Source organism: Pseudomonas sp. IzPS59 (assembly GCF_014863505.1).
Taxonomy (GTDB): Bacteria; Pseudomonadota; Gammaproteobacteria; order Pseudomonadales; family Pseudomonadaceae; genus Aquipseudomonas; species Aquipseudomonas kribbensis.
The window spans coordinates 2,162,708-2,180,952 of sequence record NZ_CP062251.1 but is presented as its reverse complement, the minus strand read 5'-3'; the positions used below and the strand labels follow the sequence as shown (position 1 = coordinate 2,180,952).

Sequence of the window (18,245 nt, the reverse complement as noted above, 5' to 3'; positions counted from 1 at the left end):
ACCGAGGCAGTGTAACGGATGACTAGGCCGATTGCCGCGCCTGAAGGCTGCGCCCGGCGAGCAGTGATAACACGCCATCAATGACTAGAGGGTCGGCCAGCACGCGCTGATGACCGCCGGCTTCCAGACGCAGCAGTCGGCTGTCAAACCAGGACTCGTGGATCAGTTGGGATTCCTTGACCGAGACGAACGTGTCGTCTTCGGCATGCACGATCAGGCCAGGCATATCCAGTTGATAGTGAGCGACATCGAGGGTCGCGGCGCGCATGCCGACGTCCTGTTCGACCTGGCGGATGAAGGCAGAGCGAGCTCTGGGCGGCATGCCGACGTAGCGGGCAAACCCGCGCAATACGCCCAGAATCCTGGCGGGCGCGGCAATGCTGACCAGGGTTTCGGTGCGCAGGCCCAGTTGCACGGCGAGCATGGCGCTGGCGCCACCCATGGAGTGACCGATGACGGCTTGCAGGGGAGGCAATTCAGCGGCGGCTTCGAGCATGGCCCGGGCAAACAGCACGACGTTGGCTTCGCGCCCCGGTGATCGCCCGTGGGCCGGGCCGTCGAGAGAGACGACGGTGTAACCTGATTCGACCAGCGCGGTAATCAACGCGGCAAACTGGGTCGGCCGCCCTTCCCAACCGTGCATCAGCAGAACCGTCGGCCCTTGCCCCCAGCGCAGAGCAGAGAGGCCGAAACGCAAAGTGATCCGCTCGGATTTAGCCAACAGCGGCAATTCCCAATCCCGTGGCGAGTTTGCGCGGGGTGTCATGAATGCCAGCCGCATTTTGCTTGCCACCAGTTTCGGTGCAAACCAGCCCAAGGTGCCATTAACGCCGCGAACCCACTTCAACGTGCTCATCGCTCTCTCCTCAGGCTTGCTGCCTTCAGGTCAACGCACCGCCGACTTGGCAGCGCGCAGCAATCGATCGGACAAATCACCAGGCCCCAACGCCCTTGCGAGCGCCAGACCACCTACCATCAGGGCCACGTCGGCCAACGCTTTATCGATGTCTTCAGGGCTTGAAGCCAACTGCGCAATCATCAGTTCCAGGTGCTCGTTCAGCGCTATGCGGAATTCTTCCGGCAGCCGTCCCAGCTCGCCGATGGAGGCCGGAATCGGACAGGCCGAGTCACTGGAATCACGGTGCTTGCGCGACAGGTAGAACGCGGCCACCAGGGCGCGACGTTCTTCGCCGGTCAATTCGGAGTCCATGTCAGCAATCAGGTCGCGACGGCGACCCAGCAACTGCTTGAACGCCTCAAGCATCATCGCGTCCTTGCTTTCGAAGTGCGCATAGAAGCCACCGACAGTCAGGCCGGCGGCGCCCATCACTTCACCAACGCTCGGCTCGGCCGGGCCACGCTGGATCAGAGCGGCGCTGGCAGCCTTGAGGATGCGTTCGCGGGTTTGAGCTTTTTTGTCGTTCATCGTTGCCTCCGAATATTACGATTGGAATATTATTCTCATAATAATATTCTGCAAGTCGAAAATATGACCGCTGGTCTGAAGCACAGTTTAAGGAAAAAGGAGATTTGGCCAAACGCCAGACAAACAAAAGGGTCATTCAATAATTGAATGACCCTTATAAATCCCGCAAGGCGGGTAATCGTGGCGTCCCCTAGGGGACTCGAACCCCTGTTACCGCCGTGAAAGGGCGGTGTCCTAGGCCACTAGACGAAGGGGACACAAACCTTCTATACAACTGATCAGTGCTGAGATCTGATCGATTCAAGGCCGGTGTGGCCAGACCTTGAACTGTAAATTGGTGGAGCTAAGCGGGATCGAACCGCTGACCTCCTGCATGCCATGCAGGCGCTCTCCCAGCTGAGCTATAGCCCCGGATTTTTCGCCTCGCGGCGGAGCGACTACTTGTAACATCGCTTCTGTAAAACTGGCGTCCCCTAGGGGACTCGAACCCCTGTTACCGCCGTGAAAGGGCGGTGTCCTAGGCCACTAGACGAAGGGGACGCAAACCCTTCTATACAACTGATCAACGCTGAGTGTTGATCGCTTCGAAGCCGGTGTGGCCAGGCTTCGAAGTGTAAATTGGTGGAGCTAGACGGGATCGAACCGTCGACCTCTTGCATGCCATGCAAGCGCTCTCCCAGCTGAGCTATAGCCCCTCATCGTTGATGTCATCGCTGAGGACGGGGCGAATCTTAAGGGCGTATCGAAAGCCTGTCAAACTTATTTTTGAAAAATTTCAAAATTTTTTGTCGGCATAACAATCACTTACCGCCCTCCCCCCGTAAATTCGGGGGAAAACGCCGAAGGACGGGATCAAAAGATCCTGGCCTGCGGCGCGTCCTGCTGAGTCAAACGCAATCAGGCGATAGCGCCCAACAGCTTTTCCCACTCTTTGTTTTCTTTCTTCGACACGCCGCCCAGCAGGTCAATCGCCTGACGCAGGCGGAAACGGGTCAGGTCCGGCCCGAGGATTTCCATCGCATCGAGCACCGACACCGAGCTCGCCTGACCGGTGATCGCCGCAAACATCAACGGCATCGCATCACGCAGCTTCAGCTCGAGAGATTCGACCACCGCCTGAATCGTCGCGGTGATGCTGTCCTTCTCCCACTGACGCAGGCTTTCCAGTTTCCACAGGATCAACTGCATCAGTTGACGAACCTGATCACCCGAGAGCTTTTTCGATTCGAACAGCTTGGCATCCGGATTCACGCCACCGGCGAAGAAGAAACCGGCCAGCGGTGCGACCTGACTGAAAGTTTCGACGCGGCCCTGGACGTGCGGCGCGATCTTCATCATATATTCGGAGTTGAACGCCCACTTCTGTACGCGAGCGGCAAACTCTTCCACCGGCAGGTCACGCAGCCACTGGCCGTTGAGCCACGACAGCTTCTCGATGTCGAAAATCGGCCCGCCCAGCGACACGCGCTTGAGGTCGAAGTTGTCGACCATTTCCTGCAGCGAGAACTTCTCGCGCTCGTCCGGCATCGACCAGCCCATGCGGCCGAGGTAGTTGAGCATCGCTTCCGGCATGAAGCCCATGCGCTCGTAGAACGTCACCGACGTCGGGTTCTTGCGCTTGGACAGCTTGCTCTTGTCCGGGTTACGCAGCAGCGGCATGTAGCACAGCTCCGGTTGTTCCCAGCCGAAGTATTCGTAGAGCAGGATCAGTTTCGGCGCCGATGGCAGCCATTCTTCACCGCGCAGAACGTGAGTGATGCCCATCAGATGGTCGTCGACCACGTTGGCCAGGAAGTACGTCGGCAGGCCGTCGGTCTTCATCAGCACTTGCATGTCCATGCGATCCCACGGGATCTCGACATCGCCCCGCAGCATGTCCGGCACCACGCAGACGCCTTCGGTCGGCACTTTCATGCGGATCACATGGGGTTCGCCGGCAGCCAGGCGGCGCGCGACTTCTTCCTTGGACAGCAACAGCGCACGGCCGTCGTAGCGCGGGGTTTCGCCGCGCGCCATTTGCTCGGCGCGCATCTGATCCAGCTCTTCAGCGGTGCAGAAGCACGGGAAAGCGTGGCCCATGTCGACCAGTTGCTGGCAGTATTTCTGATAGATATCGCCGCGTTCGCTCTGACGATAAGGACCGTGCGGGCCGCCGACGTCCGGGCCTTCGCTCCAGTCGATGCCGAGCCAGCGCAGAGCGTCGAAAATCTGCTGTTCGGACTCGCGGGTCGAACGCAGTTGATCGGTGTCTTCAATGCGCAGGATGAACTCACCGCCGTGCTGCTTGGCAAAGCAGTAGTTGAACAATGCGATGTAAGCGGTACCTACGTGGGGATCCCCGGTAGGCGATGGCGCGATGCGAGTGCGGACGGTGGTCATGGCATGTCTCGAAAAGAATGAAAAGCAAAGAACAATCAAGCGGCGAATGGTAACAGGCGACACCCGCCCCGCTCCAGCGGGCAGGGCATTTAAGCCAATTTTGCGTCTGTAACGCCCGTAGGCCGTGGTGAATGGCTGAATATCAGCAGACGGCATTTACCGTTCATCGGCTGTATGCCAGATTCGCCTGCTGATAACTTTCCTTACAATTCCTCGACTACAGTTTGCCCATGCCTGCCCAACTCAAGCGTCGCCTGTTCATTTTCCTATTGCTCGTCCTGCTGATTGCCGGGGGCTTTTTCGCTCATTGGTTTTTCAAGGGACGCTTTTATGAAAGCACCGACAACGCTTATGTCCAGGGCGAGATCACCCGCGTGTCGAGCCAGTTGAGCGCGCGCATCGACGAAGTCCTGGTGCAGGACAACCAGCACGTGGAAAAAGGCCAATTGCTGGTGCGTCTCGAAGGCGACGACTTCCGCCTCGCCGTCGATCGCGCCAATGCCGCCCTCGCCACCCGTGAAGCCGAGCGCCTGCAGGCTCAGAGCAAACTGACTCAACAATCCAGCCTGATCGCTGCCAGCGAAGCGCAAGTGGCAACCACGCAAGCGACACTGGGCCGCTCGCAGATTGACCTGTCCCGCGCAGAAGCCCTGCGCAAACCCGGTTTCGTTTCCGAGGAGCGGGTCACCACCCTCTCCGCCGACAATCACATTGCCCGCTCGCAAGTGGCCAAGGCCCAGGCCGATGCGCAGAGCCAACGCCAGCAGGTCAGCGCACTGAATGCCGAGATCAAGCGCCTTGATGCGCAGATCGCCAACGCCCGCGCCGACCTCGCCCAGGCCGAACTGAACCTGACCCGCAGCGAAATCCACGCACCGATCAGCGGCCTCGTCGGCCAGCGTGCTGCACGCAATGGCCAGATTGTTCAGGCCGGCGCGTACCTGCTGTCGATCGTCCCGGACGAAGACATCTGGGTGCAGGCCAACTTCAAGGAAACCCAGATCGGCCACATGCAGCCGGGCCAGAAGGCCGAACTGGTCTTCGACGCTTATGGCGATACGCCGATCGAAGCGCGGGTCGACAGCCTGTTCGCGGCTTCCGGCGCGCAGTTCAGCCTGTTGCCGCCGGACAATGCCACCGGCAACTTCACCAAGGTCGTACAACGGATTCCGGTCAAACTGACCTTCAAGGCTGACAACCCGCTGCATGGCAAAATCCGTCCGGGCATGTCGGTCACCGCCACCGTGAATATCAAAGACGCCCCAGACAATGGCCGGTGATCAACTGATCCGCCCGGTCGGCGAACCGACCCGGCGGGACTGGATCGCGGTGATGAGTGTCATGCTCGGCGCCTTCATGGCGGTGCTCGATATCCAGATCACTAACTCCTCACTCAAAGACATTCAGGGCGCCCTGTCGGCAACCCTGGAAGAAGGCTCGTGGATTTCCACCTCGTATCTGGTGGCGGAAATCATCATGATCCCGCTGACCGCGTGGCTGGTGCAGTTGCTTTCGGCGCGACGGCTGGCGGTGTGGGTCTCGCTGGGGTTTCTGATTTCGTCCTTGCTGTGCTCGATGGCCTGGAGCCTCGACAGCATGATCGTGTTTCGCGCCATGCAGGGTTTTACCGGTGGCGCGCTGATTCCGCTGGCCTTCACCCTGACCCTGATCAAACTCCCCGAACATCACCGCGCCAAAGGCATGGCAATGTTCGCCATGACCGCCACTTTCGCCCCTTCCATCGGTCCGACCCTGGGCGGTTGGCTCACGGAAAACTGGGGCTGGGAGTACATCTTCTATATCAACATCCCGCCGGGGCTGATCATGATCGCCGGGCTGATGTACGGCCTGGAGAAGAAAGAAGCCCATTGGGAACTGCTGAAAAGCACCGATTACACCGGCATTCTCACGCTGGGCATCGGCCTTGGTTGCCTGCAGGTGTTTCTTGAAGAAGGTCATCGCAAGGACTGGCTGGAATCGAGCCTGATCGTGACGCTGGGCAGCATCGCGCTGTTGAGCCTGATCACCTTCGTGATCGTGCAGATTTCCAAGCCCAACCCGCTGATCAATCTCGGCATCCTGCGCAATCGCAACTTTGGCTTGTCGAGCATCTCCAGCCTCGGCATGGGCGTCGGGTTGTACGGCTCGATCTATCTGCTGCCGCTGTATCTGGCGCAGATCCAGAATTACAACGCCTTGCAGATCGGCGAAGTGATCATGTGGATGGGCGTGCCGCAGCTGTTCCTGATTCCGCTGGTGCCGAAGCTGATGAAATTCGTGTCGCCCAAATGGCTGTGTACTTTGGGGTTCGGGCTGTTCGGGCTGGCGAGTTTCTCATCCGGCGTGCTCAACCCGGACTTTGCCGGGCCGCAGTTCAACCAGATCCAGATCATCCGCGCCCTCGGCCAGCCGCTGATCATGGTGACCATTTCGCTGATCGCCACGGCTTATATCCTGCCGCAGGATGCGGGTTCGGCGTCGAGCCTGTTCAACATCCTGCGCAACCTCGGCGGCGCCATCGGCATCGCCCTCCTAGCAACGTTGCTGGATGCACGCACCAAGACCTACTTCGATTACCTGCGTGAAGCAGTGGTGCCGACCAACCCGCAGGTGGCCGAACGCCTGGCGTCGATGACCGATCGCTTTGGCAGTGACACGGCGGCGCTGGGAAAATTGAGTGACATCGTCCATCAGCAGGCGCTGATCATGGCCTACAACGATGCGTTTCATTTTGTCGGGATTGCGCTGGGGATCAGCATGTTGGCGATCTTGCTGACCAAGAAGCTGCCCGCCGGCCTGAAGGCCGGCGAGGCACACTGACTCGAATCAGACTGCCAAAAGCCGCTCGCGCATTTTCGCAATCTCGTCGCGCATCTGCGCCGCCGCTTCGAATTCCAGATCGCGGGCCAACTGGTACATCTTCTCTTCCAGTTGGCGGATGCGCTTGGTGATCTCGCTTGGCGAGCGCAATTCGGCTTCGTACTTGGCGTTTTCTTCGGCGGCCTTGGCCATGCCCTTGCGCTTCTTGCTGCGCGAACCGGGCACGGTGGCGCCTTCCATGATGTCGGCGACATCCTTGAACACGCCCTTCGGCGTGATGCCGTTGGCCAGGTTGAAGGCGATCTGTTTGTCACGACGGCGCTCGGTCTCGCCGATGGCGCGCTCCATCGAACCGGTGATGCGATCCGCATAGAGAATCGCCCGGCCATTGAGGTTACGTGCCGCGCGACCGATGGTCTGGATCAGCGAACGTTCGGAACGCAGGAAGCCTTCCTTGTCCGCATCGAGAATCGCCACCAGCGACACTTCCGGCATGTCCAGACCTTCACGCAGCAGGTTGATCCCCACCAGTACATCGAAGGTGCCGAGGCGCAGGTCGCGGATGATTTCCACCCGTTCGACGGTGTCGATGTCCGAGTGCAGATACCGCACGCGCACGCCGTGATCGGCGAGGTAATCGGTCAGGTCCTCGGCCATGCGCTTGGTCAGCGTAGTGACCAGCACCCGCTCCTCCAGCGCCACACGCTTGGTGATTTCCGAAAGCAGATCGTCAACCTGGGTCAACGCCGGACGCACTTCCACCTGTGGGTCGACCAGACCGGTCGGGCGTACGACTTGCTCGATCACTCGTCCGGCGTGTTCGGCTTCGTAGTTGCCGGGCGTAGCGGAGACGAAAATCGTCTGCGGGCTTACCCCTTCCCACTCGTCGAAACGCATTGGCCGGTTGTCCAGCGCCGATGGCAGACGGAAACCGTATTCCACCAGCGTTTCTTTACGCGAACGGTCGCCCTTATACATCGCGCCGACCTGCGGCACGCTGACGTGGGACTCGTCGATTACCAGCAAGGCGTCGGCCGGCAGGTAGTCGTAGAGGGTTGGCGGCGCCGCACCGGCCGGGCGTCCGGACAGGTAGCGCGAGTAGTTTTCGATGCCGTTGCAGTAGCCGAGTTCGAGGATCATTTCCAGGTCGAACCGGGTACGTTGCTCCAGACGCTGGGCTTCGACCAGTTTGTTGTTGCTGCGCAGGTATTCCAGGCGCTCCTGCAACTCGACCTTGATCCCCTCGATGGCATCGAGCAGGGTTTCCCGGGGCGTCACGTAGTGGCTTTTCGGGTAGAAGGTGAAGCGCGGAAGCTTGCGGATGACTTCGCCGGTCAACGGATCGAACGCGGAAATGCTCTCCACTTCATCATCGAACAACTCGATGCGGATCGCTTCGAGGTCGGACTCGGCCGGATAGATGTCGATCACGTCGCCGCGCACCCGGAACGTCGCACGGGCGAAATCCATGTCGTTGCGGGTGTATTGCAGGTCGGCCAGTCGCCGCACCAGCGCACGCTGATCGAGCTTGTCGCCGCGATCGACGTGCAACACCATTTTCAAATAGGTTTCCGGGCTGCCCAGACCGTAGATGCACGACACCGTGGTGACGATGATCGCGTCCTTGCGCTCCAGCAATGCCTTGGTCGCAGACAGGCGCATCTGCTCGATGTGGTCGTTGATCGATGCATCCTTCTCGATGAAGGTGTCGGACGACGGCACATAGGCTTCGGGCTGGTAGTAGTCGTAGTAGGAGACGAAGTACTCGACGGCGTTGTTCGGGAAGAACGACTTGAACTCGCCGTAAAGCTGCGCAGCCAGGGTCTTGTTCGGCGCCAGCACCAGGGTCGGACGCTGCACCTGGGCAATCACGTTGGCGATGCTGAAGGTCTTGCCCGAACCGGTCACACCGAGCAGGGTCTGGTGCGCCAGCCCTGCTTCAATGCCCTCGACCATCTGGCGAATGGCTTCAGGCTGATCGCCGGCAGGGTCGAATCGGGTGACGAGCTGGAATTCAGACATAAACACCTCTGGAATCGCGACGCTGGCGGCAAACCGCAGCACCACGAGAAAGACCGCAAACGACCGATGTCGCGCAAGGAAAAACGAAGATTGTGCTGAATGTGGAGCCGATTGCCTCGCCTTTCAAGGCAAACGTCCTACATCCGGTAAAGTCTCCGACAAGTCCATTCGACTAACGGTCGAGAAATAATCGGAAAAACTTACCTGAAAACCCGATTCGCCTGTCGCCATTGATCGATGATGGCCTCTATACTAGCTCCCCGTTTGTGCACCGCTCTAGTGCATTCGGCTGGAGCGCCACACGTCCCTCCACTCTCCATTAGAGCTGCCGTAAAAATGAGCCTGTTCTCCGCTGTCGAAATGGCACCCCGCGATCCAATCCTGGGCCTCAACGAAGCATTCAACGCCGATACCCGGACCAATAAGGTCAACCTCGGGGTGGGTGTGTACTGCAACGAAGAGGGGCGAATTCCACTCCTGCGCGCCGTTATCGAAGCCGAAACCATTCGCGCTGCTCAGCACGCCTCCCGTGGCTACCTGCCGATCGACGGCATCGCTGCCTACGACCAGGCCGTGCAAAAGTTGCTGTTCGGTAATGATTCGCCATTGCTGGCCGCGGGCCGCGTGGTCACCACTCAGGCCGTCGGCGGGACCGGCGCACTGAAAATCGGTGCCGACTTCCTCAAGCAACTGCTGCCGAACGCCGTTGTGGCGATCAGCGACCCGAGCTGGGAAAACCACCGCGCGCTGTTCGAAACCGCCGGTTTCCCGGTGCAGAACTACCGTTACTACGACGCGGCCACACACGACGTGAACCGTGCCGGCCTGCTCGAAGACCTCAACGCCCTGCCGAACGGCTCGGTCATCGTGCTGCACGCTTGCTGCCACAACCCGACCGGCGTCGACCTGAGCCCGGCGGACTGGAACAACGTGCTGGAAGCGGTCAAGGCCAAAGGTCACGTGCCGTTCCTCGACATGGCTTACCAGGGTTTCGGTGACGGCATCGCCGAAGACGCCGCTGCCGTGCGTCTGTTCGCCGAGTCCGGCCTGACCTTCTTCGTCTCGAGCTCGTTCTCCAAGTCGTTCTCACTGTATGGCGAGCGCGTCGGTGCGCTGTCGATCGTCAGCGAATCGAAAGAAGAAAGCGCCCGCGTTCTGTCGCAGGTCAAGCGTGTAATCCGCACCAACTACTCCAACCCGCCGACTCACGGTGCAAGCGTTGTCGCCGCTGTGTTGAACAGCCCGGAACTGCGCGCCCAGTGGGAAGCCGAACTGGCCGAAATGCGCCTGCGCATTCGCGGCATGCGCGAGCAGATGGTTGCTCTGCTGGCGAAGAAAGCCCCGCAGCGTGACTTCAGCTTCGTCGGTCGTCAGCGTGGCATGTTCTCCTACTCCGGCCTGACCACCGAGCAGGTTCACCGCCTGCGCAACGAGTTCGGCATCTACGCCCTGGACACCGGCCGCATCTGCGTCGCCGCGCTGAACCAGAGCAACATCGAAGCCGTGACGGACGCCATCGTTCAGGTCATCTGATCCGGCGCAACACTGAAAACGGGAAGCTTTCGGGCTTCCCGTTTTTTATTTGTCTGAAGTAAAGCCGCAACACCCTCTAGACTGCACACAGACGATATTTCAGAGAGCCGACATGAAAAACGATGACCTGCGCGCCGACCGCGATGAGCTGGACTACTATCCACCCCGCACCTCAGGCAAACGCGAAAAGAGCCTGGTGCTGCAAGTGGCGGCCGGCGTGTTTCTCGGCGGACTGGCCCTTTGGCTGGTGCAACTGGCGGCCACAGCGCTGTACGCCAAACTGCTGATGGGCACCTTCACATTCGGCGGCTGAAAACCGTTCAGCAAAAAAATATCCGGCAAAGCTTGACTAGTCTTTTTAAATCAGTAACATACGCACCAATTCCGCAATAGCTCAGTTGGTAGAGCAAGTGACTGTTAATCACTGGGTCCCTGGTTCGAGTCCAGGTTGTGGAGCCAAATACAGAGCCCCTGAATCGAAAGATTCAGGGGCTTTTTTGTGGGCGTTGAAAAAATGCGTGCCATAAAAAGGGCCGATCAGTTTCTCAACTGATCGGCCCTTTTCTGTTTCAGAAACAGCGGTCAGACGTGCTCGCTGCTCTTGGCATGCACTTTCGGTGCGCCATGACCGTGATCCGAATCCGGATCGATCACCGGCACTTCATTGCCGTCGCAGTCATGCAGTTTGCCGTCGCTGAAGTAGTCGCCCTCGCGCAGCGCCGCCAGATCCCGATAACGCAGGGTCCGCTCTTCTGCCGCCGCGAACACCGACTGCTGATCCGAGTTACCCGCCGTGAAGTGGTTGAACGCCAGGTTCAGCAGGATCGCCATGATCGCCGACGAACTGATGCCCGAATGGAAAATGGTCGCAAACCAGCTCGGGAAGTGATCGTAGAAGTTCGGCGCGGCAATCGGGATCATGCCGAAGCCGATCGACGTGGCAACGATGATCAGGTTGACGTTGTTGCGGTAATCCACCTTGGACAGCGTGCGGATGCCACTCGCCGCCACGGTGCCGAACAGCACGATACCGGCGCCGCCCAGTACCGAAGTCGGCACTGCTGCGATGACCCGGCCCATGAACGGCAGCAAGCCGAGAATCACCAGGAAGATGCCGCCGGTCGCCACCACATAACGGCTCTTGATTCCGGTCACGGCCACCAGGCCAACGTTCTGGGCGAAGGCGCTCTGGGTGAACGAACCGAAGATCGGCGCAAACATGCTCGACAGCATGTCCGCCCGCAAACCATTACCCAGGCGCTTGGAGTCGACCTTGGTGCCGATGATTTCACCGACCGCCAGGATGTCCGCCGAAGTTTCCACCAGGGTCACCATGACTACGATGCACATCGACAGAATCGCAGCGAAGTGGAAGGTCGGCATGCCGAAATGGAACGGTGTCGGGAAGCCGAACATCGGCCCTTGGGTGACGCTGGAGAAGTCCGCCATGCCGAGGAACACCGCCAGCACCGTGCCGATCACCATGGCCAACAGGATCGACAGACGCGAGATAGTGGAGCTGCCGACCTTGCTCAGCAGCAGCACCAGCACCAGCGTGACCGCCGCCAGACCGATGTTCTGCATGCTGCCGAAGTCCGGAGCGTGGCTGTTGCCACCCATGGCCCAGCGTGCGGCCACCGGCATCAGCGTCAGGCCGATGGTGGTGATCACGATGCCCGTGACCAGCGGCGGGAAGAATTTGGTGATGCGCGAGAACACCGGCGTGATCAGCAAACCGATCAACGACGCGGCAATCACCGCCCCGAGCACCGACTGGAAGCCGCCCTCCCCGCCACTGCTGACAATCGCCACCATCGTGGCAACACCGGAGAACGACACGCCCTGCACCAGCGGCAGCTGACATCCGAAAAACGGTAGACCCAGGGTTTGCAGCAACGTGGCCAGCCCCCCCGCAAACAATGAAGCAGCAATCAACAGACCAATGTCCGCCGGCGACAACCCGGCAGCCTGACCGATGATCAGTGGCACCGCGACGATACCGCCATACATGGTCAGAACATGTTGCAGGCCGTAAGCCATATTCGCGCCGACCCCGAGGTTTTCGTCCTCGGGCCGTTGGTGTGAAACATGGGGCGTTTTCATGGTGGGGGGTTCCCTGGTTTTTGTTATGCGCACACTGTATTCAATAGTCGTGACAAATGTCCATAGAGTTGTATACAACTTATCAGTCACATTATGGATAGGTAGCCATCCAACCTTCTATCCCGCCGCTTCCATCCCCCACAAATCCGGCAACACATCGTTAACTGGCCCGCGTTTTATCCAACTAGGCTGAAGTGTTCATGGCGACCGACGGTGCGGCCGTGCTCTTTTTTATACATATAAAGTATGCATAATGAAGTCATTCAAGATTCAGTTCGACAAAAGCAAGAATGCTGCCAACAAACTCAAGCACAGAGGGATCAGCCTCGCCGAGGCCGAACCGGTCTTTCACGATGAGCGAGCACTGACGATTGAGGATAACGACCATGACGAACAACGCTGGATCACACTCGGCACCGACGCCAAGGGACGTTTGCTGGTCGTTGTGTACAGCTATCGGGAGCCGAATATTGTTCGAATCATTTCCGCGCGCACCGCAACGCCCAGCGAGCGACGCCAATACTTTCCGGAGACTTGATCAATGAAGGATGAGTACGATTTCAGCCAAGGTAAACGCGGCGCCATCGCCTCCAACAAGGGCAAGACCCGCATCACCATCATGCTCGATGACGCGGTCATCGAGGCCGCGCGCGGGGTCGCTGAAAGCGAGGGCTATGGCTATCAGACCGTAATCAACAACACCCTGCGCCATGCCTTGCTCGACGGCCATGCCACAGCCGATGAACTCGAGCATTCCATCGGGCAATTCAAGAAAGGCATCACCGCCACCGACCTCAAGAGCCTTGAGAAAAAACTGTCGGCGGCCGTGAATGAAATCCGGCGGGTACTGGAGCCGGATGTAAAACCATAGGTTTCAGTTCGGCTGGATCAAGCGCGCCAGCGCCAGACGCGCACCAGGCTGGTGCGGCAAGCGCAGGCCGAACTCCCGCTCCAGCAATTCGATCAGCTCGTCGACATCCGTCACTTCGCGCCGCTCGCTCTCGGCACCGATGCGGTGAATCGCGAAACTGCCGTTGTTCAACGTACGCCGCCAGCCGTCGCCCGTACGCGCGACCATCAGGCGCTGGGCGAACGGTGATTCCGGATGGGTCGAGACGTACCAGTTGCCAAGGGTGTAATCGATGTCTTCCTGGCGTTGCAGGTCGAACAGGTACATCGGCCGCCATTCGCCGGCGACCCTGGCCCGCAGCATGTAGCCATCGGCCTGCACTTCGATGCGATACGGCTCGTGCGGCGTGGATTGCTCGGCTTCAGTGTCCAGAATCAGCGGCGCGGTCGGCACCATGCCGCCAAAACCGACATCGGTGATGTAGCGCACGCCGTCGAGGGTCACCAGGCTCAAGCGGTGAGTGCGCGCCGTCCAGCTGCCTTCGGGCTGATTCATGACCACTCGGCCGCTGATGCCCCGCGCATCGAAACCCAGTTCCAGCAACAAGGCCAGAAACAGATTATTGAGTTCGTAGCAGTAACCGCCACGGGCATCCTCCAGAACCTTGCGCTGTATTGACGGCAGATCGATCAGTACAGGTTCGCCGCTGAGCGTCGAAAGGTTCTCGAAGGGAAAGGCACCGGTATGACGCAACTGCAACAAACGCAGGGTCTCAAGGGTCGGTACCGGGGGCGTGTCGAACCCCAACCGTTGCAGATACTGTTTCAGATTCGTCAGGCGTGGCTCGCTCATTGCTCGGTCCTTATGCATGGAGACGCGGATCGTTCCGCCGATGGTCGCCATGTATACGGGATCCGGGCATTGAATCGACAATTGATTTCACCAATCAGCCTTGGTGCCTGAACCGGCGGTTGCAACGACGCTGCCCGATGCGGCGTAATAAGACCTCGCCCGAACTACCGAGAGCCACGCCCCATGCACATCACACTGCAAGGCCAGGGCATCGTCCTGCGCCCCCTGCAATATTCCGATGCCGACGCCCTGCTCCACGCCGCCGCAGATGGCGAGCTGTGGAATCTCACCGTCACCGTGGTGCCGTCGGCGAGCACTGTCGACAGCTATCTGAAAAAGGCCCTCGACGGGCGTGAGGCCGGCACAGTCATGCCATTTGCGATCGTGTTGAAGGAAACCGGCGAGGTGATCGGCTCGACCCGTTTCTGGAAGATAGATCCGCTCAATCGCAAACTGGAGATCGGCAGCAGCTGGATCTCGGCGCGCTTCCAGAAAACCTTCGTCAACACCGAAGCCAAGTACCTGATGCTGCGCCACGCCTTCGAAGTGCTCGATTGCGTGCGCGTGCAATTCACCACCGACGAAAACAACCAGAAATCACGCGATGCGATCCTGCGTCTGGGCGCACAGCAGGAAGGCATCGTGCGACACGAGCGGATCATGCCCGACGGCCGCAAGCGCAACTCGGTGCGCTTCAGCATCATCGATGACGAATGGCCGCAGGTGCGCCAGAACCTCGAACAGAAACTCGTCGGATACGAACGCCGCTGATCCCGCTCAGGCGCGATGGCGCAGCCACTGCAGGAAACCTCTTTTCGGCACGGCTACCGGCGCTTCCTGAGTCAGCGCCTGCGCCTTGAGCAGGCGGAAATCGAGCAGCGCCTTCATTGCATCGTTGATGTCATGGCGAGCATCCAGGCAAGGCTTGAGATAAGACTTCTCGATGCGATACAGGGCGCAGAACGTCTTGGCGGAAAAGTCGGCCGGCAACGAGGTGTCGGAAAGGATCCCGGCCTCGCCGATCACTTCCCCCGGCCCCATGCGCCCTGATTCGAACGGTACGCCGTGCCGGTTCAACGTCACCGAAACCACGCCGGACTCGATGATGAACAGGTGATCACTGACCTCGCCGCCCGCCAGAATGATCTCGCCGGCACGGAAGGTTTGCAGGGCCATGTTCTGGCTGAAGGTCTCTTTCTCTTCCTGACGCAGGGTGGAGAAAATCGGCGAGCTGTCGAGCAGCGCCCGTGGCCGTGAGAGGTGGGCCGGGGCGGCGGGTTCATCGCTCGACAGCAGATTGACTCCGGACGCTTGCAGATGCCGGTAAGCCAGATCGAACAACTGATTGCGCACCGCACGCTTCTCGCTCATCGACGCCACGAAACCACTGATTTCATATTCCGCACCGGCACTGCTCGAACTCTTCAACGCGACGCTCGGCGCCGGGTTGTCCAGTAATGGGCGACAACCCTGCATCGCCCGCTCCAGGGCGTCGATCACTGAGTTCGGCCGCGCATGGGGGCTGACCTGCACGCTGACGGCAACACCGAACATGTTGCTTGGCCGACTGAAGTTGATGATCTTGGCCTTGGCCGCCAGCGAGTTGGGAATCACCGCCATGCTGCCCTGAGAGGTTTGCAGGCGCGTGGCGCGCCAGTCGATGTCGGTGACCCGCCCTTCCGTGCCGTCGATGGAAATCCAGTCATCGAGTTGATAGGGCTTGGTGGTGTTCAGGACGATCCCGGAGAACACATCGCTCAGGGTGCTCTGCAACGCCAGACCGACGATGATCGCCAGTGCTCCGGACGTGGCCAGCACGCCCTTGACCGGCAGGTCCAGCACATAGGCCAGCGCCGCAATGATGGAGATCAGGAAAATCACCGCGCCGAGCAGATCCTGCAACAGCCGCCCGGTGTGGCCGACCCGCTGCATCATCACCGCGCCGATCAACACCGTCAGCGTGCGTGCGCCGAACAGCCACCAGCCGATCTGCAACCCGGTCGCCGCCAGATGCAGCGGCACGTTGTCGGCCCACGGCGCCGGCTCCATCGGATTGAGGCCTTCGTTGAACAGCAGCACGCTGAACAGGCTGAAAATCAGCACCCGCACCAGCAGCTTCCATTCGCTGCCGTGGGAGCTGATCAGGCGCCACAGGCCCAGGTCGAGCAGGATCAGGATCAACGCGCAGAACAACGGATGTTCAGTCAGCAGTGACAGCATCAAACGACTCCGACAGAGGTCAATCGCGAGAAGATCGCACAGATTGGGCTTAGTGTAGGAGCAATTGATTTGGCGGGATAAGGGCTATTGAAAGCCCCTAAGAAAAAAAGCTGTGGGAGCCAGCACGCTGGCTCCCACAATGTCGATCTACGCGGGCATCCGTCCGAACCGGCCAGACTGGAAATCAACGAACGCCTGGTGAATTTCCTGCTCGGTATTCATCACGAACGGACCGTGACCGACGATCGGCTCATCGATCGGCTCACCACTGAGCAGCAACACCATCGCGTCCTCGCTGGCCTCAAGCGTCAGGCGGTCACCTTCACGCTCGAACAACGCCAGTTGCCCAACGCCCGCCGACTCCTCGCCGTTGATCCGGACCGAGCCACGCAGCACCACCAGCGCAGTGTTGCGGCCTTCGTGCAGCTCCAGCGTCAGCAACTTGCCGGCATTGAGGCGCAGATCCCAGACATCGATGGGCGTGAAGGTCCGGGAAGGTCCTTTGTGACCGTCGAAATCACCCGCGATCAGTCGCAGGTTGCCGGCACCGTCCCGGAGGGCGACGTTCGGGATATCGCTGTCGAGAATCGTCTGGTAACCCGGTTCAGCCATTTTGTCTTTGGCCGGCAGATTGACCCACAGCTGCACCATTTCCAGGTTGCCACCCGTTCTGGCGAAATCTGCGGAGTGAAACTCCTCGTGCAGGATTCCGGAAGCAGCGGTCATCCATTGCACATCGCCCGGACCAATCTTGCCGCCGCTGCCCGTGGAATCGCGATGCTCCACTTCGCCGTCATAAACGATGGTCACGGTTTCGAAACCACGGTGCGGGTGCTGCCCTACCCCACGTCGTTCAGTGGTCGGGGTGAAATGCGCGGGACCCGCGTGATCGAGCAGCAGGAACGGGCTGATGTGCTTGCCCAGGTTGTCGTAGGAAAACAGTGTACGAACCGGAAACCCATCGCCGACCCAGTGGCCGCGAGGGCTGGTGTAGATACCGATGAGGTTTTTCATGGCGGGCTCCGAATTGAGATTGATCATGGACTGATCTTAAATTCGCCACGTATTTAGCACTAGTCAGCCAAAACCGTCCTCATCGTTCTACTGATGGAACGATACCGCATCACAGCGATTCGTGACTTTCAGTCAACAGTACTTTGCCCCGACAGCGGTTTTTCTCAAGGAAGCAGCAGCGGATACTCCGTCCATTCCCACTGCAACCCTGGAGTTCTAGATGTCTGTTCCCGCTTTCGGTCTTGGTACGTTTCGCCTGCAAGGTCAGGTGGTCATCGATTCGGTGAGCACCGCCCTCGAGCTGGGCTACCGGGTCATCGACACCGCGCAAATCTACGAGAACGAAGCCGAGGTCGGCCAGGCCATCGCCGCCAGCGGCATCCCTCGCGACGAATTGTTCATCACCAGCAAGATCTGGATCGCCAACTTCGCCGGTGACCGTCTGATCGAGAGCCTCAAGGAAAGCCTGCAAAAGCTGCAGACCGACTACCTCGACCTGACACTGATCCACTGGCCGTCGCCGGAAGATCAGGTGCCGGTGGAAGAATTCATGGGCGCCCTGCTGGAAGCCAAACGCCTGGGCCTGACCCGGCAGATCGGTGTGTCCAACTTCACCATCGACCTGATGAAACAAGCCATCGCAGCGGTTGGCGCAGAAAACATCGCCACCAACCAGATCGAATTGCACCCGTACCTGCAAAACCGCAAGGTCGTGGAATTTGCCCGGAGCCAGGGCATCCAGATCACGTCCTACATGACCTTGGCCTATGGCGAAGTGCTGAAGGATCCGCTGATCGTGCAGATTGCCGAGCGCCTGCAAGCGACTCCGGCGCAGGTCACGCTGGCGTGGGCGATGCAATCGGGTTACGCGGTAATTCCATCGTCGACCAAGCGCGCCAACCTGCAAGGCAACCTCGGCGCCACCGCGCTGACGCTGAGCGACGCGGACATGGCGCTGATTGCGACTCTGGATCGCGGCCATCGCCTGACCAGCCCCCAAGGTATCGCGCCGCTGTGGGACTGACC

At 59.7% G+C, this 18,245-nt stretch carries 16 protein-coding genes and 5 tRNA genes; 9 read left to right on the top strand and 12 right to left on the bottom strand.

Going from position 1 to position 18,245, the window contains the following annotated elements:
- Window positions 1-22: 22 nt before the first annotated feature.
- From IF189_RS09805 to gltX, 7 genes are all read right to left on the bottom strand, one after another.
- Window positions 23-856 (bottom strand): alpha/beta fold hydrolase, encoded by an 834-nt coding sequence (locus IF189_RS09805; protein ID WP_192553196.1) that lies wholly within the window; start codon window positions 854-856, stop codon window positions 23-25.
- A 30-nt stretch (window positions 857-886) separates the two neighbouring features.
- Window positions 887-1,426, bottom strand: a complete 540-nt coding sequence (locus IF189_RS09800) for a TetR/AcrR family transcriptional regulator (RefSeq protein WP_119427459.1) — start codon at window positions 1,424-1,426, stop codon at window positions 887-889.
- 181 nt (window positions 1,427-1,607) lie between these two features.
- Window positions 1,608-1,683, bottom strand: a tRNA-Glu gene (locus IF189_RS09795).
- A gap of 78 nt (window positions 1,684-1,761) precedes the next feature.
- Window positions 1,762-1,837: transfer RNA gene (locus IF189_RS09790), tRNA-Ala, on the bottom strand.
- A gap of 53 nt (window positions 1,838-1,890) precedes the next feature.
- Window positions 1,891-1,966: transfer RNA gene (locus IF189_RS09785), tRNA-Glu, on the bottom strand.
- Window positions 1,967-2,045: 79 nt separating this feature from the next.
- Window positions 2,046-2,121 (bottom strand) — tRNA-Ala (locus IF189_RS09780).
- Between the two features lie 202 nt (window positions 2,122-2,323).
- A complete protein-coding gene (gltX, locus tag IF189_RS09775; protein WP_085711989.1) occupies window positions 2,324-3,805 on the bottom strand; it encodes a glutamate--tRNA ligase in 1,482 nt (493 codons plus the stop codon).
- A gap of 230 nt (window positions 3,806-4,035) precedes the next feature.
- Between gltX and IF189_RS09770 the strand changes: the two genes are divergently transcribed.
- Entirely contained in the window at window positions 4,036-5,085 is a 1,050-nt protein-coding gene (locus IF189_RS09770) for an HlyD family secretion protein (RefSeq protein WP_119427460.1), read from the top strand.
- Between the two features lie 49 nt (window positions 5,086-5,134).
- Window positions 5,135-6,625, top strand: coding sequence for an MDR family MFS transporter (locus IF189_RS09765; RefSeq protein WP_192553567.1), 1,491 nt, complete (start codon window positions 5,135-5,137; stop codon window positions 6,623-6,625).
- 6 nt (window positions 6,626-6,631) lie between these two features.
- On the opposite strand, the gene uvrB is transcribed toward IF189_RS09765, so the two are convergent.
- Window positions 6,632-8,647 (bottom strand): excinuclease ABC subunit UvrB, encoded by a 2,016-nt coding sequence (gene uvrB / locus IF189_RS09760; protein WP_134826061.1) that lies wholly within the window; start codon window positions 8,645-8,647, stop codon window positions 6,632-6,634.
- Between the two features lie 336 nt (window positions 8,648-8,983).
- On the opposite strand from uvrB, the gene IF189_RS09755 reads away from it, so the two are divergent.
- The 3 genes from IF189_RS09755 (at window position 8,984) to IF189_RS09745 (ending at window position 10,639) form a co-directional block, all read left to right on the top strand.
- Window positions 8,984-10,180 carry an amino acid aminotransferase gene (locus IF189_RS09755; RefSeq protein WP_134826060.1) on the top strand — a complete coding sequence of 399 codons (1,197 nt, stop codon included), beginning with the start codon at window positions 8,984-8,986 and terminating at the stop codon, window positions 10,178-10,180.
- A 112-nt stretch (window positions 10,181-10,292) separates the two neighbouring features.
- The gene (locus IF189_RS09750) at window positions 10,293-10,493 is read left to right on the top strand and encodes a hypothetical protein (RefSeq protein WP_065257405.1); all 201 of its coding nucleotides are present in this window, start codon (window positions 10,293-10,295) and stop codon (window positions 10,491-10,493) included.
- A 70-nt stretch (window positions 10,494-10,563) separates the two neighbouring features.
- A tRNA-Asn gene (locus IF189_RS09745) sits at window positions 10,564-10,639 on the top strand.
- A 123-nt stretch (window positions 10,640-10,762) separates the two neighbouring features.
- On the opposite strand, the gene IF189_RS09740 is transcribed toward IF189_RS09745, so the two are convergent.
- Window positions 10,763-12,283 carry a nucleobase:cation symporter-2 family protein gene (locus tag IF189_RS09740; protein ID WP_085711984.1) on the bottom strand — a complete coding sequence of 507 codons (1,521 nt, stop codon included), beginning with the start codon at window positions 12,281-12,283 and terminating at the stop codon, window positions 10,763-10,765.
- A gap of 253 nt (window positions 12,284-12,536) precedes the next feature.
- Here IF189_RS09740 and IF189_RS09735 point away from each other — a divergent pair, with 253 nt between their 5' ends.
- Window positions 12,537-12,821: a BrnT family toxin gene (locus tag IF189_RS09735; RefSeq protein WP_134826059.1), complete on the top strand. Its 285-nt coding sequence runs from the start codon at window positions 12,537-12,539 to the stop codon at window positions 12,819-12,821.
- A gap of 3 nt (window positions 12,822-12,824) precedes the next feature.
- Window positions 12,825-13,154 (top strand): BrnA antitoxin family protein, encoded by a 330-nt coding sequence (locus tag IF189_RS09730; RefSeq protein ID WP_134826058.1) that lies wholly within the window; start codon window positions 12,825-12,827, stop codon window positions 13,152-13,154.
- A 3-nt stretch (window positions 13,155-13,157) separates the two neighbouring features.
- Here the strand turns inward: IF189_RS09730 and IF189_RS09725 are convergent, their stop codons facing one another.
- Window positions 13,158-13,985 (bottom strand): arylamine N-acetyltransferase family protein, encoded by an 828-nt coding sequence (locus IF189_RS09725; protein ID WP_134826057.1) that lies wholly within the window; start codon window positions 13,983-13,985, stop codon window positions 13,158-13,160.
- A 183-nt stretch (window positions 13,986-14,168) separates the two neighbouring features.
- On the opposite strand from IF189_RS09725, the gene IF189_RS09720 reads away from it, so the two are divergent.
- A complete protein-coding gene (locus IF189_RS09720; protein WP_134826056.1) occupies window positions 14,169-14,756 on the top strand; it encodes a GNAT family N-acetyltransferase in 588 nt (195 codons plus the stop codon).
- A gap of 6 nt (window positions 14,757-14,762) precedes the next feature.
- Here IF189_RS09720 and IF189_RS09715 read toward each other — a convergent pair whose 3' ends face one another.
- On the bottom strand, window positions 14,763-16,205 hold the full coding sequence (locus tag IF189_RS09715; protein WP_192553195.1) for a mechanosensitive ion channel family protein: 1,443 nt from the start codon (window positions 16,203-16,205) through the stop codon (window positions 14,763-14,765).
- 147 nt (window positions 16,206-16,352) lie between these two features.
- Window positions 16,353-17,219: a pirin family protein gene (locus IF189_RS09710; protein WP_134826054.1), complete on the bottom strand. Its 867-nt coding sequence runs from the start codon at window positions 17,217-17,219 to the stop codon at window positions 16,353-16,355.
- 220 nt (window positions 17,220-17,439) lie between these two features.
- Between IF189_RS09710 and dkgB the strand changes: the two genes are divergently transcribed.
- Window positions 17,440-18,243, top strand: coding sequence for a 2,5-didehydrogluconate reductase DkgB (dkgB, locus tag IF189_RS09705; protein WP_192553194.1), 804 nt, complete (start codon window positions 17,440-17,442; stop codon window positions 18,241-18,243).
- The last annotated feature ends 2 nt before the right edge of the window (window positions 18,244-18,245 follow it).

Excerpts from the sequence above, each read along its gene's own strand:
- IF189_RS09750 (WP_065257405.1), top strand. The coding sequence starts at position 10,293 with ATGAAAAACGATGACCTGCGCGCCGACCGCGATGAGCTGGACTACTAT.
- IF189_RS09740 (WP_085711984.1), bottom strand. The coding sequence starts at position 12,283 with ATGAAAACGCCCCATGTTTCACACCAACGGCCCGAGGACGAAAACCTC.
- IF189_RS09735 (WP_134826059.1), top strand. The coding sequence starts at position 12,537 with ATGAAGTCATTCAAGATTCAGTTCGACAAAAGCAAGAATGCTGCCAAC.
- IF189_RS09725 (WP_134826057.1), bottom strand. The coding sequence starts at position 13,985 with ATGAGCGAGCCACGCCTGACGAATCTGAAACAGTATCTGCAACGGTTG.
- uvrB (WP_134826061.1), bottom strand. The coding sequence starts at position 8,647 with ATGTCTGAATTCCAGCTCGTCACCCGATTCGACCCTGCCGGCGATCAG.
- IF189_RS09805 (WP_192553196.1), bottom strand. The coding sequence starts at position 856 with ATGAGCACGTTGAAGTGGGTTCGCGGCGTTAATGGCACCTTGGGCTGG.
- IF189_RS09755 (WP_134826060.1), top strand. The coding sequence starts at position 8,984 with ATGAGCCTGTTCTCCGCTGTCGAAATGGCACCCCGCGATCCAATCCTG.
- IF189_RS09730 (WP_134826058.1), top strand. The coding sequence starts at position 12,825 with ATGAAGGATGAGTACGATTTCAGCCAAGGTAAACGCGGCGCCATCGCC.
- IF189_RS09720 (WP_134826056.1), top strand. The coding sequence starts at position 14,169 with ATGCACATCACACTGCAAGGCCAGGGCATCGTCCTGCGCCCCCTGCAA.
- IF189_RS09715 (WP_192553195.1), bottom strand. The coding sequence starts at position 16,205 with ATGCTGTCACTGCTGACTGAACATCCGTTGTTCTGCGCGTTGATCCTG.
- IF189_RS09770 (WP_119427460.1), top strand. The coding sequence starts at position 4,036 with ATGCCTGCCCAACTCAAGCGTCGCCTGTTCATTTTCCTATTGCTCGTC.
- IF189_RS09800 (WP_119427459.1), bottom strand. The coding sequence starts at position 1,426 with ATGAACGACAAAAAAGCTCAAACCCGCGAACGCATCCTCAAGGCTGCC.
- IF189_RS09710 (WP_134826054.1), bottom strand. The coding sequence starts at position 17,219 with ATGAAAAACCTCATCGGTATCTACACCAGCCCTCGCGGCCACTGGGTC.
- dkgB (WP_192553194.1), top strand. The coding sequence starts at position 17,440 with ATGTCTGTTCCCGCTTTCGGTCTTGGTACGTTTCGCCTGCAAGGTCAG.
- gltX (WP_085711989.1), bottom strand. The coding sequence starts at position 3,805 with ATGACCACCGTCCGCACTCGCATCGCGCCATCGCCTACCGGGGATCCC.